This is a genomic window from Rothia sp. BD8 (assembly GCF_044878465.1).
Taxonomy (GTDB): Bacteria; Actinomycetota; Actinomycetes; order Actinomycetales; family Micrococcaceae; genus Rothia; species Rothia kristinae.
The window spans coordinates 47,739-63,539 of the sequence record NZ_JANJES010000004.1 but is presented as its reverse complement, the minus strand read 5'-3'; the positions used below and the strand labels follow the sequence as shown (position 1 = coordinate 63,539).

Annotated in this window: 15 protein-coding genes and 1 tRNA gene; 5 read left to right on the top strand and 11 right to left on the bottom strand. The window is 71.7% G+C overall.

From position 1 onward, the window contains the following. Positions 1-125: 125 nt before the first annotated feature. Together NQ707_RS04505 and NQ707_RS04500 are read right to left on the bottom strand one after the other, a co-directional pair. The gene (locus tag NQ707_RS04505; RefSeq protein WP_058730549.1) at positions 126-2,363 is read right to left on the bottom strand and encodes a heavy metal translocating P-type ATPase; all 2,238 of its coding nucleotides are present in this window, start codon (positions 2,361-2,363) and stop codon (positions 126-128) included. Next, the gene (locus NQ707_RS04500; RefSeq protein ID WP_404434959.1) at positions 2,360-2,953 is read right to left on the bottom strand and encodes a YdhK family protein; all 594 of its coding nucleotides are present in this window, start codon (positions 2,951-2,953) and stop codon (positions 2,360-2,362) included. The genes NQ707_RS04505 and NQ707_RS04500 overlap by 4 nt, the downstream gene beginning before the upstream one ends. A 237-nt stretch (positions 2,954-3,190) precedes the next feature. On the opposite strand from NQ707_RS04500, the gene NQ707_RS04495 reads away from it, so the two are divergent. Genes NQ707_RS04495 through NQ707_RS04485 form a run of 3 tightly spaced genes read left to right on the top strand, consistent with a single transcriptional unit; the run spans position 3,191 to position 5,747 of the window. Continuing rightward, positions 3,191-4,030, top strand: coding sequence for an SDR family oxidoreductase (locus tag NQ707_RS04495; RefSeq protein WP_404434958.1), 840 nt, complete (start codon positions 3,191-3,193; stop codon positions 4,028-4,030). Next, positions 4,027-4,896, top strand: coding sequence for an alpha/beta fold hydrolase (locus tag NQ707_RS04490; protein ID WP_404434957.1), 870 nt, complete (start codon positions 4,027-4,029; stop codon positions 4,894-4,896). The genes NQ707_RS04495 and NQ707_RS04490 overlap by 4 nt, the downstream gene beginning before the upstream one ends. Beyond that, positions 4,893-5,747: a sugar phosphate isomerase/epimerase gene (locus NQ707_RS04485; protein ID WP_224799818.1), complete on the top strand. Its 855-nt coding sequence runs from the start codon at positions 4,893-4,895 to the stop codon at positions 5,745-5,747. The genes NQ707_RS04490 and NQ707_RS04485 overlap by 4 nt, the downstream gene beginning before the upstream one ends. Positions 5,748-5,768: 21 nt before the next feature. Here the strand turns inward: NQ707_RS04485 and NQ707_RS04480 are convergent, their stop codons facing one another. Beyond that, complete coding sequence (locus tag NQ707_RS04480; protein WP_224799799.1) at positions 5,769-6,458, bottom strand: hypothetical protein; 690 nt, start codon at positions 6,456-6,458, stop codon at positions 5,769-5,771. 171 nt (positions 6,459-6,629) lie between these two features. Here NQ707_RS04480 and NQ707_RS04475 point away from each other — a divergent pair. Continuing rightward, positions 6,630-6,702 (top strand) — tRNA-Lys (locus tag NQ707_RS04475). A 186-nt stretch (positions 6,703-6,888) separates the two neighbouring features. On the opposite strand, the gene NQ707_RS04470 is transcribed toward NQ707_RS04475, so the two are convergent. The 4 genes from NQ707_RS04470 to NQ707_RS04455 all read right to left on the bottom strand — a co-directional run bounded on the left by NQ707_RS04470 (position 6,889) and on the right by NQ707_RS04455 (position 8,940). Continuing rightward, a complete protein-coding gene (locus tag NQ707_RS04470; RefSeq protein WP_404434956.1) occupies positions 6,889-7,533 on the bottom strand; it encodes a methylated-DNA--[protein]-cysteine S-methyltransferase in 645 nt (214 codons plus the stop codon). Further along, positions 7,530-8,027 carry an RNA polymerase sigma factor gene (locus NQ707_RS04465; protein WP_058730545.1) on the bottom strand — a complete coding sequence of 166 codons (498 nt, stop codon included), beginning with the start codon at positions 8,025-8,027 and terminating at the stop codon, positions 7,530-7,532. Before NQ707_RS04465 ends, NQ707_RS04470 begins: the two co-directional genes overlap by 4 nt. A 2-nt stretch (positions 8,028-8,029) precedes the next feature. Further along, entirely contained in the window at positions 8,030-8,194 is a 165-nt protein-coding gene (locus tag NQ707_RS04460; protein WP_165590110.1) for a hypothetical protein, read from the bottom strand. A gap of 212 nt (positions 8,195-8,406) precedes the next feature. Next, a complete protein-coding gene (locus NQ707_RS04455; protein ID WP_058730544.1) occupies positions 8,407-8,940 on the bottom strand; it encodes a Dps family protein in 534 nt (177 codons plus the stop codon). A 227-nt stretch (positions 8,941-9,167) separates the two neighbouring features. Between NQ707_RS04455 and NQ707_RS04450 the strand changes: the two genes are divergently transcribed. Further along, positions 9,168-10,301 (top strand): alcohol dehydrogenase catalytic domain-containing protein, encoded by a 1,134-nt coding sequence (locus NQ707_RS04450; protein WP_404434955.1) that lies wholly within the window; start codon positions 9,168-9,170, stop codon positions 10,299-10,301. Positions 10,302-10,349: 48 nt separating this feature from the next. Here the strand turns inward: NQ707_RS04450 and NQ707_RS04445 are convergent, their stop codons facing one another. From NQ707_RS04445 to NQ707_RS04430, 4 genes are all read right to left on the bottom strand, one after another. Then, positions 10,350-10,763, bottom strand: coding sequence for a zinc ribbon domain-containing protein (locus NQ707_RS04445; protein ID WP_174520369.1), 414 nt, complete (start codon positions 10,761-10,763; stop codon positions 10,350-10,352). Further along, on the bottom strand, positions 10,760-11,578 hold the full coding sequence (locus NQ707_RS04440) for an N-acyl homoserine lactonase family protein (protein WP_404434954.1): 819 nt from the start codon (positions 11,576-11,578) through the stop codon (positions 10,760-10,762). The genes NQ707_RS04445 and NQ707_RS04440 overlap by 4 nt, the downstream gene beginning before the upstream one ends. A gap of 119 nt (positions 11,579-11,697) precedes the next feature. Further along, the gene (gene cls, locus NQ707_RS04435; protein WP_058730551.1) at positions 11,698-13,131 is read right to left on the bottom strand and encodes a cardiolipin synthase; all 1,434 of its coding nucleotides are present in this window, start codon (positions 13,129-13,131) and stop codon (positions 11,698-11,700) included. A gap of 46 nt (positions 13,132-13,177) precedes the next feature. Then, positions 13,178-15,691 (bottom strand): hypothetical protein, encoded by a 2,514-nt coding sequence (locus NQ707_RS04430; protein WP_404434953.1) that lies wholly within the window; start codon positions 15,689-15,691, stop codon positions 13,178-13,180. Between the last annotated feature and the right edge of the window lie 110 nt (positions 15,692-15,801).

Sequence of the window (15,801 nt, the reverse complement as noted above, 5' to 3'; positions counted from 1 at the left end):
GGTGCACACGGCGGGGGACGACGGCGCGGCGGCCCCGTCGGCGGGATCGTCCCACCGTAGCCCCGCCCCCGGCCGGGGTCCAAGGCGGGGGCGGGGCTGGGATGACGTGATCTCCGTCCCCGGGGCTATGCCGTCCCGTGGCGGTGCTGGACCTCCTGCGCCTCGGTCCTGTCGGCGCCGCGGCGCTGCAGGATCCGCTGCGCGCTGGCCTCCGGGGAGAGATCCAGCCGGCGCAGCAGCTGGGCGTTGGCCGCGACCACCACGGTGGAGGCGGACATCAGCAGCGCGCCGACGCTCATCGGCATCAGGAAGCCCACCGGGGCCAGGACCCCGGCCGCCAGGGGCACGGAGACCAGGTTGTACCCGGCGGCCCACCACAGGTTCTGCCGCATCTTCCGGTACGACGCCCGGGACAGCTCGATCACGGACAGCACCGAGCGCGGGTCCGAGGAGGCCAGCACCACCCCGGCCGAGCCGATCGCCACGTCCGTGCCCGCCCCGATGGCCAGGCCGACGTCGGCCCGGGCCAGGGCGGGGGCGTCGTTCACGCCGTCGCCGACCATCGCGACCCGGCGGCCCTCGCCCTGCACCTGCTCGACCTTCGCGGACTTGTCCTCCGGGCGCACCCCGGCGAAGACCCGGTCGATGCCCAGCTTCCCGGCGACATCCTGGGCCACCGCCTCGGCATCGCCCGTGATCATCGCGACCTGCACCCCGGCGGCGTGCAGCGCCTCCACGGCCTCGCGGGACTCCGGGCGGACCTCGTCGGCCAGGCGCAGAGCCCCGGCCACCGTCCCGTCCACGACCACGTGCAGGATGATCGCGCCCTCATCGCGCCAGGAGGAGGCCTGGGGCAGCTCCTCGAGGTCGTGCTGCTCCAGCAGCCGCGGGCCGCCGACCTCCACCGTCGCGCCGTCCACGCTCGCGCTGACCCCGACCGCGGGGGAGGAGGTGAAGTCCTGCGCCTGCGGCAGCCGCACGGAGCGCTTCCGGGCGGCGGCGAGGATCGCCCGGGCCAGCGGGTGCTCGCTGTCCTGCTCGGCGGCCGCCGCCAGCCCCAGCACGCTCTCCTCCTCCCGGCCCTCGGCCGGGTCCACCGCGGTGACGGCCGGCTCCCCGCGGGTCAGGGTCCCGGTCTTGTCGAAGAACACGGTGTCCACCCGGCGCATGGCCTCCAGGGCGGAGCGGTTGGAGATGAGCACCCCCGCCTTCGCGGCGCGCTCGGTGGCCAGGGAGACCACCAGCGGGATCGCCAGGCCCAGGGCGTGCGGGCAGGCGATGACCAGCACGGACACGGTGCGCACGACGGCGTCGTCCGGGCGACCCAGCGCGAACCACACGATCGCGGTGATCACCGCCGCGCCCAGCGCGAACCAGAACAGCCAGGCCGCGGCCCGGTCGGCCAGCAGCTGGGCGCGGGTCGAGGAGGACTGGGCGTCATCCACCAGCCGGCGGATCCCGGCCAGGGCCGTGTCCTCGCCGGTCGCGGTGATCTGCACGCGCAGCCCCGAGTCGGTCGCGATGGTCCCGGCCACCACGTGCTCGCCCTTCCCGCGGCGCACGGTCCGGGACTCCCCGGTGACCATGGACTCGTCCATCGCGGCGGCGCCCTCGAGGATCGTCCCATCGGCCGGGACGGAGGAGCCGGGACGCACCAGCACGACGTCGTCCACCGCCAGCTCGTCCGGGGAGACGGTGACGACGTTCTCGCCCTCGACCTTCTCCGCCTCATCCGGCAGGAGGGCTGCCAGGGAGTCCAGGGCGGAGGAGGTCTGGGCCAGGGAGCGCATCTCGATCCAGTGGCCCAGCAGCATGATCACCACCAGCAGGGCCAGCTCCCACCAGAATTCCAGACCGGAATCCAGCAGGTGCAGGGTGGCACCCCAGGAGGAGAGGAAGGCGACGGTGATGCCCAGGGAGATCAGCAGCATCATCCCGGGGGACTTGCTGCGGATCTCGGAGACGGCGCCGCTCAGGAAGGGCTTCCCGCCCCAGACGTACATCACGGTGCCCAGCACCGGGGCGATCCAGCGGACCCACTCGGCATCGGGCAGGGAGTAGCCCAGCAGGTGGGCGAAGCCGTGGCTGAACACCGACACGGGCACGGCCAGCACCAGCATGATCCAGAACAGCCGGCGGAACATCATCACGTGGTGCTGCATGTGCCCGCCGCCGTGCCCGGCGTGCCCGCCGTGGTGGTCGTGCCCGGCGTGCTGATCGTGTCCGCCGTGCCCGGAGTGCCCGTGCCCGCCGTTGTGCTGGTCGCGGTGCTGGCCGTGGGACTCGCCGCCGGCGTGCTCGTCGTGCCCGGCGTGGGGATCGCTCCCGGCGTCGCGGTGGTGGGTGCTCTCCTCGGTGCTCATCGGCTCTCCATCTCGCTCTGCACGACCCAGCGGTGGTTGGTCACGGTCTGTCCGTCAGGGGTCGTGTAGTCGACGATGTAGACCGGTTCGTCGGTGGAGGAGACGATCGTGGCCTGAGCCCCGTCCATGCCCTCCATGTGGTCGGCGTCCAGGGTGACGCGGGTGCCGTCGGCCAGGCGCTGGGAGCCGGCGTCGCGGATCTCCTGCTGCACGACCCAGCGGTGGTCCTTCACCTCGGGCCCGCCGGTGGTCGGGGTGTAGTCCACGGCGTAGGTCCAGGTGTCGTAGGCCCCGACGACGGTGGCCTCGGCGCCGTCCATGCCCTCCATATGGTCGGCGGTCAGCCGCACGTGGGAGCCCACGGGGTAGCGGGGGTCCTGGGCCGCGGGGATGTCGGTGGGCAGCGGGTCGCCGTGGGAGTGGGTGTGGTCCATCCCGGTCATGCCGGCCGTGGTCGAGGGGCTGGCGGTGGCGCCCGTCGTCTGCTCCGAGGGGCGGGAGCCGGCGTCGTCGCCGGCGGAGCACCCGGTGAGCAGGACGGCGGCGGCCGCCAGGCAGGCAGCGGCGGGGGCGGTGCGCAGATGCGGCATGGCGATGATGGTTCCTCTCGGTGCGGTGGGTCCTTCTCCTTTCAGTAGTACACCCCCTGTCAAGTACCCCCAGGGGGTATTCACGGGCGGTGGGGGCAGACGGCCGATCCTGACCACCTTCCCGGCTGTGATCAGCGCGAATGCCGGTCGGGGAGGGGTGCGGGCCCGTCCGACGGCGGTAGCCTGGGGATGCGCGCCCGCTCCTCGGGCGCCGTTCCCGAGGAAAGGCAGGACCCGATGCAGATCCCCGCGCAGACCCAGCCCTGGCCCGGCTCCACCGCGGCCATGGACCCCCAGCCGGATCACGGCGAGCAGTCCTATCGCGGCAGCGGCCGCCTGGAGGGCAAGCGCGTGCTGCTGACCGGCGGGGACAGCGGCATCGGGCGCGCCGTGGCCATCGCCTTCGCCCGGGAGGGTGCGGACCTGGTCATCTCCTACTACGACGAGCACGACGACGCCGAGCAGACCGCCCGGTGGGTGCGCGAGGCCGGCCGGAAGGCCATCCTGGTGCCGGGGGATCTCACCGACCCGCAGCACTGCCGGGAGCTGGTGCGCCGCACCGTGGAGGAGCTCGGCGGGATCGACGTGCTGGTCTCCAACGCCGCGTTCCAGATGGTCCGCGAGCAGATCACCGACATCCCGGATGAGGAATGGGACTTCACCCTGGCCACCAACCTCTCCGCGATGTTCCACCTGGTCAAGGCCGCCGTGCCGCACATGCAGCCGGGTTCCAGCATCATCGGCTCCACCTCCGTGAACTCGGATATGCCCCCGCAGCAGCTGCTGGCCTACAACGCGACGAAGGCGGGGATCGCCAACATGATCGGCTCCCTCTCCCAGTCCCTGGCCCCGCGCGGCATCCGCGCCAACTCCGTGGCCCCGGGCCCCATCTGGACCCCGCTGATCCCGGCGACCATGCTGGAGGAGATGGTCGAGGACTTCGGCGGGGACTACCCCGTGGGCCGGGCCGGGCAGCCGGCCGAGCTCGCGCCCGCCTACGTCATGCTCGCCGCGGACGAGTCCAGCTACGTCTCCGGGGCCCGCGTGGCCGTCACGGGAGGTCAGCCGATCCTATGAGCGCCGTCGACTCCGAGACCGCCGCCGAGACGACGGGCGCCGTCGAACGCCACACCATCACCACCTCGGACGGGGTGCGCCTGTCCTACACCGACGAGGGCGCCGGTCGGCCCGTGGTCATGATCCACGGGTGGACCTTCTCCGGGAGGTTCTTCGACGGCGTCGCCTCCGAGCTGGCCCGCGGGCACCGGGTGATCCGCCTGGATCTGCGCGGGCACGGACGCTCCGAGTCCCCGGACCACGGGTACCGGATGTCCCGGCTCAGCGCGGACCTGCACGAGCTGCTGGAGACCCTGGACCTGCGCGAGACCACCCTCATCGGGTGGTCCCTGGGCTGCCCGATCATCTGGGGCCTGCTGGAGTCCTTCGGCTCCGCGAGGGTCGCCCAGGCCGTGTACATCGACCAGACCCCGGCCCAGTACCGCACCGCGGACTGGCCGTGGGCCCACGCCCAGTGCTGGGACGACGCCGCCCTGGCCGGCCTGCAGGCCGCCATCGCCGCCGACCCGGCCGGCCAGGACCGCGAGCAGGTGCCGACCATCCTGCAGCGCGAGCCCACCGAGCGGGAGCGGGAGCTGTTCCTGGCGGAGATGGGCCGGTGCCGCCGGGAGGTGCGCAACGCGGTGATGCAGAACCACACGCGCCTGGACTGGCGCGACGTCATCCCGCACCTGTCCGTGCCGGCCCTGGTGTGCGTGGCCCGGCGCAACGTCGTCTTCGACTGGCGCGGCCCGCACTGGGTGGCCGAGCACCTGCCCGACGCCCGGGAGCGGATCTTCGAGGACAGCCGCCACGCGCTGTTCCTGGACGAGCCGCAGGCCTTCGTCGAGACGGTCCGGGAGTTCCTGGCGGAGGCGGACCGATGAGCGGGATGCCCTTCGCCTTCGGGATGAACGAGTTCACCACCCAGCCGTGGAGCTTCGAGCGGGACCTGCGCGAGTGCGCGGACCTCGGGGTGCAGACCTTCGAGCTGTGCGAGGCCAAGCTGGCCGAGGGTGCTGCGGGCCGGGAGCAGCTGGAGGCCCTGCGGGAGTCCGGGCTGCCGGTGTGCTCGGTGCAGCCCGCGGTGCGCACGGCCGTGCCCAGCGCGATGCAGCCGAGCCCGAAGGGCGCCGACGAGCGGATCGCCGCCTACCGGGCCAGCCTGGAGCGGCTGGCCCCGGTGGCCCCCGGGGCGGTGTTCGTGACCAACACCGGGCCCGCCCCGGACGGGGACATGCACCGCGGCCTGGAGGAGGCCGTGCGCTTCCACCGGGAGCTGGCGCCGGTGGCCGCGGACCTGGGGGTGCGCCTGGCGGTGGAGCCGCTGAACCCGATCTCCCTGAACGCGGAGACGATGATCTGGACCTTCGCCCAGGCGGTCGAGCTGATCGAGCGGACCGGCGTCGAGGGCCTGGGGCTGTGCCTGGACACCTGGAACCTGTGGCAGGACCCCCTGCTGGAGGAGGGGATCCGCAGCCACGGCGAGCTGATCTCGATCCTGCAGGTCAGCGACTGGCGCACCCCGCGCTCCGGGATGGACCGGCGCAGCGTGGGCACCGGGCCGATCCCCACCGGGCGGCTGCTGCACGCGCTGGCCGAGTCCGGCTACACCGGGGCCTGCGTGGTGGAGATCTTCTCCCAGGGGGTGCCGGATTCCCTGTACGACGGGGACCTGCGCGCCCTGATCCGGCAGAACCGGGATGCCCTGGAGCAGGCGTGGGAGCGGGCCGCCTGAGCCGACCCGGTCGGGGCGCGGTCAGTCGAGGGTGCCGGCCCGCCACGCCGCGGCGGCGGCCTCCAGCTGCTCGGCGGTGCCGATCAGCCGCCGGGAGGCGCGGGTCATCCGGGTGCCGGCCGGGTGGGAGCCCGGGTCGGCGAAGAACTCGCTGGCGGCCCCCGGCCGGTGGGGGATGACGGCGGCGTCGGTGCGGTCCGCGGCGAGGCTCTGACCCAGGGCGATGACGCGGCAGAAGGCTGCGAAGCGCTCCAGGGCGACGTCGAACTGCCCGGTGTACGCGCCGGTGAGGATCTCATCCACGGTGCGGCACACCTCCTCCGCGTCCGGCGGATCCGCGACGCCGGCCACCACGCGGGAGACCTCCGCGCTGTCCTGGCCCAGGCGGTAGTACTCGCCGATGCGCGCGGGGTCCCGGCGCACCGTGTCCCGCAGGGCGTGGATGCGCCACAGCGCGCCGGGCAGGGAGACCGCCGGGGCCTGCGCCCACATCTGCGCGAGGGCCTCCACCCCGAAGCGGTCCGTGAACTCCACGAGCCGGGCCGTGACCTCCGGGTCCCGGTTGGCCCGCCCGCGGGTGAGCAGGGCCCAGGCGGAGGTGTGCGCGGCCTGGCTGAGGGTCTCCGGGTCGGTGCCGCCCTCGCGCTGGTCGAACATCGCGGGGGAGAACTTCACGGGACGGTGGTGGCGCGCGGCAGGCTTCTCGGGCATCCGAACAGTGTAGGACCGGCCCCGGGCCACCCGCAGTTCTCTGCGCCACCGGCGGACGAGGACAATAACCGATCCCGCAGGAGGCCGGGCCGACAGGGGGCTTCGGCGGTGTCGGTGCGGGGCCGGGGGAGTTGAGGGGCCCGTCGTCGGGCCGGTAGTGTGAGGTGTTGCGCGCCTTTAGCTCAGTTGGTAGAGCAAGGGACTTTTAATCCCTGGGTCGTGGGTTCGAGCCCCACAGGGCGCACCGCAGAGGACCCCGCACCGGCAGCAGCCGGGACGGGGTCCTCGTCGTATGCGGCGTCCGCGCTTCAGATGAGGCCTTCGTGTTGAGATGCGCCGTTCGTGCTGAGATGCCGCACGGCGTGCGGTATCTCAGCACGAAAGTGGGATCTCAGCACACATCCGGGACCTCAGCGGGCCGCCGTCGGGGTCATGCCGCCTGCTCCAGTCTCAGCAGGGTCGTCTTCGCGTCCAGACCGCCGATGTAGCCGCCGAGGCCGCCGTCGGCGCGCAGCACCCGGTGACAGGGCACCACGACCGGCAGCGGGTTGGTCGCGCAGGCCGTGCCGACGGCGCGGACGGCCCGCGGATTCCCGACGAGTTCGGCGACCTCCTTGTAGGAGCGGGTGCGGCCGTAGTCGATGTGCGGCAGGCAATGCTGCACGGTCCGGCGGAACCCCGAGGACAGCGCGTAATCCAGCGGCACGTCGAAGGCGCGTCGACGGCCGGCGAAGTACTCGTCGATCTCGGCGGCCACCGCATCCAGGCGACGGGGGGCCTCCAGCACCCGCGGGCTGATCCTCTCCGCCAGCGATGTCAGCACCGCGTCGAAGTCCTCGCGTTCGTAGGCCACGCGCACCAGCCCCGTCTCGGTCGCGGCCAGCAGCAGCGGACCGACGGGGGTGTCGATCGTGCGGTAGGCGACGTCGAGCAGTCCGTGCTCACCGGCCCGTGCGGCCAGGCGCGCGTGGGGATCGGCCATCGCCCCGGGTTCGATCGGGAAGAGGGCGGCACACTCGGCTCCCTCGCCGTCACCGGTCGGAAGGCTCGCGCCTGCGGGCATGCTGTCGGTCATCGGGGTGCTCCTTCCGTGTGCTCGCCGTCGTGGTAGGTCTGCCGCAGTCTCCTGATGCCGTCCGAGGCGGCTCTGCGCACCGCGTCGGGGCTTGAGCCGATGATCGCGGCGGTCTCGGTGTGCGGCAGACCGCCGAGGTAGTGGTAGGCGATCGCCAGCCGCTGCCGCTCCGGCAGCCCCGCCACCGCGGCCCACACCCCGTGCTCGTCATCGCCCGGGGTGCCCAGGGAGGAGACCCGCTCGGGGAGGTCGTCGCTGGGGGTCGCGTGCCGGGCCCGGGCGCGGACGACGTCGATCGCCTTGCGGCGGGCGACCCGCACCAGCCAGGCCTCCGTGTTCGTCTCCTCCGGCAGGTCCGGCCAGGTCTTCAGCGCGGCCAGGAACGTCTCGGACCAGGCGTCATCGGCGTCGAGCCCGGGACCGAGCACGGCTCGGCAGACCCGCAGCACGGTCTCGCCGTGCCGGGTCACGGCCTGGTCGAAGGGAAGTCGCATCGTCATCCCACGGTAGTCGCGCCGGCCGGGCCGAGCTGCTGAGCGAGCCTGCGATCGTCCAGCGCCGTCTGGATCACCGTGTGTCGCCTGGTCATCATGATCATCTCCTCCGTCTGCTCATGCTGTAGACGCGTCAGCACCGGCGGATGTGAGGTGGCCTCGTCCACATGTGCCGCGGTCCTCCCTGTCCGGGCGCATCGCAGAAGACCCCGCCCCGGCTGGTGCCGGAGCGGGGTCTTCGTCGTGCGCGGGGCTCCTGCTGAGATGCGGGGTTCGTGTCGAGATGCTGCACGTCGGGCGGTATTTCAGCACGAACGCGGGATCTCAGCACGAACGCGGGATCTCAGAACGAAACCGGGGTCTCAGCGCGCCCCGGGTCTCAGCGGGCCGCGGCGGGGCGGCGGGTCTCGGCGCTGATGAACCAGGACTGCTGCTCGAGCTTCTCGAGGATGCTGTGCAGGATGTCCGCGGAGGTCGGGTCGGCCTCGTCCACGGTGTCGTGGACCTCGCGGATGGTGTTGGTGGTGGCCTCCACCGCGGTGACGATCTCGTCGATCGCGTCCGTGGTGAGCACCTCGCCCTGCGGCATCTCCGGCAGAGTCGAGGCGGCCGCGACGACGGTGGGGCGCCCGTCCGGGGTGGCGTGCAGGGCGCGCATGCGCTCGGCCACGGTGTCGGAGGCCTCGCGGGCGATCTCCACGATCTCGTCCAGGTTCAGGTGCAGGTCCCGGAAGTTGGGGCCGACGATGTTCCAGTGCGCCTGCTTGCCCACCATATGCAGGGCGATCAGGTCCACGAGCACTTTCTGCAGGCTGTCGCGCAGCTCCTTCGGCGCGACGAACCCGTGCTCGGCGTTCTCCACGCGGGTCTTGGTGTCTCCGGCGGGCTGCGGAACGGTGACGGTCTCGGTCATGTCCTCACTCCTTCTCGAACTCGTTCGCTTCCCTTCCACATCACCACCGCAACCGCCCTCCCACAAGGGGTTTGAGCTGTCAGCCGAAGGCTCCGCGCATCACAGCAGGCCGATGCCGGGGCCACAGACGGCGGATGGATGTGGTCTGGGTCTCGGAGTAGCGTGGGATGTGATTCCCGCACCCATCGCGGGATCGACCGCTGTGTCATGTCGCTGAGGAGCACACCATGAAGATCCGCGCCGCTGTCCTGACCACGATGGAGGCCGAGCGTCCCTATGCCGACTCCAAGCCGCTGGCCATCGAGGAGCTCGAACTGGATCCGCCGCAGGAAGGTGAGGTGCTGCTGCGGATGACGGCCGCCGGCGTCTGCCATTCCGATCTTTCCGTGGTGGACGGCAACCGACCGCGACCTCTGCCGATGGCTCTGGGGCATGAGGGCACAGGGGTCGTCGAGGAGGTCGGCCCGGGAGTGGCAGGTCTGTCTGTCGGCGATCACGTGGTCACGGTGTTCCTGCCGCGCTGCGGTGAATGCGCGAACTGCCGCACGGACGGCAAGCTGCCCTGTTCCCGCGGCACGGAGTCCAACACTGCCGGATATCTGCCGGGTGGAGGGAAGAAGCTCCGCCTGCATCGGCCGGACGGAGAGGAGGTCCTGCACCATCTCGGAGTCTCGGCATTCGCCACTCATGCAGTGGTCCACGAGTCCAGCGTCGTCAAGATCGGGGAGGACGTGCCTCCCGAAGCTGCGGCACCGCTGGGGTGTGCGGTGCTGACCGGCGGAGGAGCGGTGGTCAATGCCGGCGATCCCCAGGAGGGAGACACGATCATGGTCGTGGGTCTCGGTGGGGTGGGCATCGCCGCGCTGCTGACGGCCATCGGGCTCGGCAAGGGCAAGGTCATCGGCGTCGATGCGCAGGAAGCCAAGCTGAAGCGCGCTTCCGAGCTGGGAGCCGACGAGGTGTGGACCCCGGAGCAGGTCGCTGAGCAGGGAATCACGGCGGATCTGGTCATCGAGGCTGCGGGGCATCCGCGGGCTTTCGAGACGGCGTTTGCGGCGACTGCGGTGGGGGGACGGATCGTGACCGTCGGACTGCCCAGCCCTTCGGCCGAGTCGGTGATCCACCCTGTGGTCCTGACCTCGGAGGCGCGTACCGTCATCGGCAGCTACTTGGGATCGGCGGTCCCCTCCCGGGACATTCCGCGGTATGAGCAGCTGTGGCGCGATGGGGACCTGCCCGTGGAGGAGCTCGTCTCCTCCCGCATCCGGCTGGAGGACATCAACGAGGCCATGGACACGCTGGCTGAGGCTCGGGCGATCCGGCAGATCATCCTCTTCGAGGAGTCCGATCAGGCCCAGTGACACCGGGTGCGATATCGGCTCTCGGCCGAGCCGGAGAGCGATGCCGCCTCAGGGAGAGTCCTTCCGCGGCGGTGTCGCCCTTGAGGCAAGGGCATCGCCGATCGCCTGACCCACATCATCGCCCGCACGCAGCGGACGGCCGGCGAAGATCCCCTCATGAGCCAGCACCGGACGACGGTCGCCGGCGAGCTCGGGGTACTTCTCCTCGAGCTTCTCTCGGCGTTCGATGGTCTTCCGCCAGTGGTGCAGGACGTCGGGATCTCCCCGGCCGGCGCCCTCCCAGCTGTGCGGCATCTGCTCACGGGACGGCCCGGCATCGGCCCGGTTGCCGATGTTGACCGACGACAGCCTCTTCCGTGCAGCAGCGCCGCAGATAGGACACGGCGGATTCGGCGCATCCATGGTGGGCAACCCAGCTTCGAAGCGATGCTGAGCCTCGCAGAGGAAGTCGTGGAGGATCATGAGTAGTGCCCCTCTGGGGCCCAGCGGATCTCGTGAGCTGCCTGATCGGCGTCGTGTCCGAAGAAGACCTGTGCCTCTTTCTCCTCGGCGATGCGGCGCAGCTTCTCCACCGAGTCCAGCCAGGCCAGATTGTTCCAGACGATCGCGGCCCCCACGGCCGGAGGGCCCCAGGAATCCCGCATGTACACGGCGTCGGAGGTGAAGATCTTCGTCCCCTCGTCGGGCAGATCCAGCATCAGGGACATCGTTCCCCAGGTGTGACCCGGCGTCTGCAGGAGGGTGACACCCGGCAGGATCTCCTCATCGCCGCTGATGCCGCCGATGTCCAGACCCTCGTAGTCAGAGGGGATATGCGCGCCTTCGTGGTAGCCGGTGATCCCCTTGACTCCCTCCAGCTCGGCGGTGCTGGTGAGGATCCTGGTCTTCCCGTTGTCGAAGGCTCGGGCATTGGCCGCATGGTCGAAGTGCAGGTGGCTGAGCACCAGCAGGTCGATGTTCTCGGTGCTCAGTCCCATCCGGGCAAGGCTGCGGTCCAGATAGGAGGCTTCCGGGTCTTCGGCGTCATCGACCACAGGGAAGAACTGGTCGAAGCCGGTCGGCTGCCAGCGACTGGCCCAGTCTCGAGGGACACCGGTATCCCAGAGCATCCGCCCCTCGGGTGTCTCGACGAGCACGGCGTGCGTTGGAACGAGACCGAATTCGCGCGGGGCGTCCCGCTGACTGACGGGTTTGATGATGCGCTCGGGTTTGAGGAGGAGCCAGGTGTAGTCGGCCTCCATGTCTCCGGAGTGCAGCACGTGCGCCCTCATGTCCATAGTGGACACATCCTTCGGATCGACGGTGTAATGCAGAGCACAATGCCATCTGGGCGTGGCCATGTCAACGGGCCGATGCCGGGGCCACACCCGACCCTGCTTCCGCCCCTTCCGAGGAGCTACAGCAGCGCGGAGGTCAGGCGGCAGACGTTCTCCAGGGCCTTGGTGCGCAGCGGGCGGCTGCGCCACTGCTCCAGGTCCACCTCGTCGGAGACGGCCATGTACCGCTCGGCGACGTCCTGCACCTGGGCGGTGATCTCCTCGCTGAGCAGCATCATCGTCACCTCCAGGTTCAGGGAGAAGGAGCGCACATCCATGTTGGACGAGCCCAGGCAGGTCATATCGTGGTCCACCAGGACGAACTTCGTGTGCAGCACCGTCGGGGCGGGGTACAGCATGATCCGCACCCCGGCCTCCAGCAGGCTGTCGTAGTAGGACTGCTGGCCGTAGTGGGCGAAGAACTGGTCGCCCTTCGCACACACGATCAGCGTCACGTCGATCCCGGACTGCGCGGCCGTGGTCAGCGCCATCTTCAGGGAATCGTCCGGGATGAGGTACGGGGAGCAGATCAGCACCCGGTCCTCGGCGTTGTAGATCAGCTGGTTGATCAGCCGCAGGTTGTTCTCCGTGTCGAAGCCCGGCCCGGAGGGCACCGCCTGGGCCATCACCCCACCGTCGATCGAGGGCAGCTCCTGGTCCACCTCATCCAGCAGCAGATCCTCGGTCTCCGAGTACCAGTCGGAGATGAACAGGGCGTTCAGCTCATCCACCAGCGGTCCCTCGATGCGCAGCATCAGGTCCTTCCACTGCAGGCCCTTGCGCAGGTTCTTCGGCTTGTTGTACGAGCGGTCGATGATGTTCTGCGAGCCGGAGAAGGCGAGGTTGCCGTCGATGACGAGGATCTTCCGGTGGTTGCGCAGGTCCGGGCGCTGCCACTCCAGGCGCCACGGCCGGATCGGCAGCATCCGGTGCCAGGAGATCCCGGAGCGATCCAGCATCTTCACCAGCTCGCCGTAGCCGGGATACCCGGCCGAGCCCAGGTGGTCGATGAGGATGTGCACCTTGACCCCGCGCTCATGCGCCCGGAACAGGGCGTCGATCAGGGGAGCGGAGGTCTGGTCGTAGGCGACGATGTAGAACTCGAAGTGCACGTACTCCCGCGCCCGGTCCACGGCGTCGGCCATCACCCGGATGGACTCGTGGTTGTCCGGCAGCAGCTCGAAGGAGTTGCCGCCGGTCAGCGGCAGGGAGCCCAGCCGGTAGTTCAGCTGAGCGGCGGCCACCGCCGGCTCCCGCAGATGGTCGTGCCGACCCAGGATCGCCTGATCCCCGATCTGCTCGCGGATCAGCTCGTTCATCCGCGACTGACGCTGCCGTCGGGACTTGGGCAGATAGCGGGAGCCGATCACCAGGAACGCGATGATGCCGATGTACGGGATGAGGAAGATCGCCATGAGCCACCCCAGCGCCACGGCCGGCTTCCGGTTGTACGGGATCCAGCACAGCGCGATGATCCGGATGACCGCATCCACGACCACCAGGGTGATGTCCATCCACTGCGGCAGACCGGGGATGTTCAGCAGGGAGTAACTCACCGTGTCAGTGTACGGGAGGCCGCCCCCTCCGCCCTAAGGGCGTTCCTGCGCCCGCGGTCCCCGACGCCGCGGCCTCCCGGCCCAGCCCCAGATCGTAGGCGCTGGAGACCGCCGGGGCCCAGGAGGCCCCGCACGACGCCGCCCGGGCCAGGGCCCGCTGCGCCGCGGCGTCGGGTGCCAGGAACGTCGGCCCGGCCGCCGGCTCGCCGGCCGCCTGCCGCCCCGGGGGACCGGGCAGCAGCACGCCGCGCCGGGCCCCCAGCAGACCCGCGTAGGCCACGGCCGGGGAGACGCGGGCGGCGTCGTCGTAGAGCAGCCAGCCGATCCGGCGCTCGCCGAGGCCGCGCAGCAGACTCGGCAGCAGGTTCGGGTCCACGCGGATCTCGGGGAAGATCGCGCTGAGCACCTGCACCGCCGCGAGCATGGCCTCTGCGGAGGGCACCGGGCGCCCGGAGAGCACATCGCGGGCGGCCTTCAGTCCGTCCCGGAACTCCCGGGGCAGGTGCAGCAGGGTCAGGGCGTGCAGGCGCACCGCCAGTCGGTAGGTCCCGGTCCGGGCCCGCTGCACCTCGGGATCCAGCCACGGGCAGGCCGGACCGGTCCCGGACCAGCCGCCGCCCAGCCACTCCTGGTCGATCGCGTGCTCCGGGTGCGGGTAAGCCGCCAGCTCCGCCTGCAGGGCCCGGGCCGTCTCCTGGGACTGCTCCAGCTCATCGCGCAGCCCGTCCCGGTTCTGCTGGGCCGCATGCAGCCGACGGCGGGCCGCGCCCACCCGGGTCTGGCAGGCGTCCTCCTCCCGGGCGGCCGTCTCCTGCGCGGTGCGCAGGTCCTCCAGCCGCTCCCGCCACGGCACCCGGGCCCGGCCCAGGCTCGCGGCCCGGCGCCAGACGCCCGGCTCCTTGTGCAGATGCGCGGCGATCGCGTCGCTGAGCCCGTGCCGGCGCATCTGGGCGGTGCGGTGCGCCCGCTCGGCCCGCACCAGGTCCGCCGTGAGGGCGTCCACGGAGGCTTGGGCATCGCGGATGTTCTGCCCGATGTCCCGGGTCATCTCCTCCGCCCGCAGCAGCAGGGGCACCGCCTCGTGGAAGCGCTGCCGGGAGGCCAGCAGCTCGCGGGTGCGCTCCTGGGCGGCCAGGGCGGCGTCGGCGGTGCGCTCCCACTCGCCCTGATCCGCCGCGGGATCGGCGCCGGCGCGCGGCAGGGCGTTGAGGACGGCGTCGATCGCATCGATCACCCCGATCTCGCGTCCGGCGGGCAGCGCCTGGAAGGGAGGATGCTCGGGCATCCCGGGGGCCAGGACCACCCGCACCCCGTAGGGTCCGGTGCCCGGCACCGGGCCGGAGGCGCTGGAGGCCGGGTCCACGACGGCGTGCAGGAACTCGTGCCCGGCCAGGTCCGGGTGCGGCACGGGCACGGTGCGCCCCGGGGTCCAGGGCAGGGGCTCGGGGTCGAAGACCTCCGCGGGATCCGGGATCTCGGCCAGGGCGCGGGCCCGGTGCACGAGGATCGCGGCGGCGATCTCCCGGGAGGTCTCCGGTCCGGGTGTCCCGGCGGCCGTGCGCGGTGGGCAGGTCCACAGGCCCTCGCGCGCGCCGAGCCGGCTCAGGGCCGCGTCCACCGCGAACTGGGTGGCCGCCGTGGCCGGGGAGGGCTCCGGCGCGCCGAGGGGCACCTGCTGAGGGGCGACGGCGTAGTACAGGCGGGTGCGGGAGTCCATGACGTCGGCGGGATGCTCCGGGGCGTCCACCCCGAGCAGCCCGGCCGCGGCCTGGCGGAAGCGGGTGCGGTGGTCGGCCCGGTCCAGCGCGGCCGCGCTGGGGTGGTTCAGCACCGGCACGCGCGGGGAGTCTTCGGGGCGGCGGGTGCGGCGCACCCGGCGGCTGGCCACCCGCACCGTCGCTGAGACCGGCCCCGAGAGGATTCCCTCGCCCAGGATCCGGTCGGTCAGGCTCAGCGCCTGCGCCAGATCCTCCTGGGTGAGCCGCCGCCCGCCGTCACCCGGCTGCCCCCGGCCGCGGATCAGCACCTCCCGGTGCGCCCAGTGCTCCAGCAGCTGCTCGCGCCACCGCGGCAGCTGGCTCGCGTAGTCCGGACCGGGGGCACCGGCTGCTCGCCAGGCGGCCCGGGACAGCTCGAGGGTCTCCGGCAGCACCCGGCCCTCCTCGTCGACCTCCAGGGCGAACACGGCGGTGAGCTCCTGCGGTCGCCTCGACTCCGAAGCCTTCCCGGCGGAGGCGTCGTCGGGGGTCTCCGGCATCGTCCCCGCCGCGACGGCGCCGGCGACCAGCCGGGCGTGATCCACCAGGCCGGCGTAGACCCGATGGCGCCAGGTGCGCTCCCGATGCAGGCTCAGGTGCCCGGTCACCGGCTCCCAGGGCAGGTGGTGCTCCGGGAGGTAGTCCTTGACCGTCTCCGCCGGCCCGGCCGGGCCCGGCACCGGCAGGGCGCGCGGGCTGAGGTCGGTCACGATGCGCCACAGCCGCAGGGGATCGTCGGGCAGCAGGGAACCGAGGGGCATGATCCCAACCTACAAGGCTCACCTGGGCGCCCCGGGCCGGGTGACCGGGCCGCGTCGCGGGTGCGCCGGGTGCGCGGCCGGTGCACAACGACGTCGGGCCCTAGGATGGG

What these genes read in the sequence shown, in the direction of transcription:
- NQ707_RS04455 (WP_058730544.1), bottom strand. Translation starts at nt 8,940, where the DNA reads ATGACCGAGACCGTCACCGTTCCGCAGCCCGCCGGAGACACCAAGACC.
- NQ707_RS04505 (WP_058730549.1), bottom strand. Translation starts at nt 2,363, where the DNA reads ATGAGCACCGAGGAGAGCACCCACCACCGCGACGCCGGGAGCGATCCC.
- NQ707_RS04440 (WP_404434954.1), bottom strand. Translation starts at nt 11,578, where the DNA reads ATGGACATGAGGGCGCACGTGCTGCACTCCGGAGACATGGAGGCCGAC.
- NQ707_RS04450 (WP_404434955.1), top strand. Translation starts at nt 9,168, where the DNA reads ATGAAGATCCGCGCCGCTGTCCTGACCACGATGGAGGCCGAGCGTCCC.
- NQ707_RS04445 (WP_174520369.1), bottom strand. Translation starts at nt 10,763, where the DNA reads ATGATCCTCCACGACTTCCTCTGCGAGGCTCAGCATCGCTTCGAAGCT.
- NQ707_RS04490 (WP_404434957.1), top strand. Translation starts at nt 4,027, where the DNA reads ATGAGCGCCGTCGACTCCGAGACCGCCGCCGAGACGACGGGCGCCGTC.
- NQ707_RS04485 (WP_224799818.1), top strand. Translation starts at nt 4,893, where the DNA reads ATGAGCGGGATGCCCTTCGCCTTCGGGATGAACGAGTTCACCACCCAG.
- NQ707_RS04480 (WP_224799799.1), bottom strand. Translation starts at nt 6,458, where the DNA reads ATGCCCGAGAAGCCTGCCGCGCGCCACCACCGTCCCGTGAAGTTCTCC.
- NQ707_RS04430 (WP_404434953.1), bottom strand. Translation starts at nt 15,691, where the DNA reads ATGCCCCTCGGTTCCCTGCTGCCCGACGATCCCCTGCGGCTGTGGCGC.
- NQ707_RS04500 (WP_404434959.1), bottom strand. Translation starts at nt 2,953, where the DNA reads ATGCCGCATCTGCGCACCGCCCCCGCCGCTGCCTGCCTGGCGGCCGCC.
- NQ707_RS04465 (WP_058730545.1), bottom strand. Translation starts at nt 8,027, where the DNA reads ATGCGACTTCCCTTCGACCAGGCCGTGACCCGGCACGGCGAGACCGTG.
- cls (WP_058730551.1), bottom strand. Translation starts at nt 13,131, where the DNA reads ATGGACATCACCCTGGTGGTCGTGGATGCGGTCATCCGGATCATCGCG.
- NQ707_RS04470 (WP_404434956.1), bottom strand. Translation starts at nt 7,533, where the DNA reads ATGACCGACAGCATGCCCGCAGGCGCGAGCCTTCCGACCGGTGACGGC.
- NQ707_RS04495 (WP_404434958.1), top strand. Translation starts at nt 3,191, where the DNA reads ATGCAGATCCCCGCGCAGACCCAGCCCTGGCCCGGCTCCACCGCGGCC.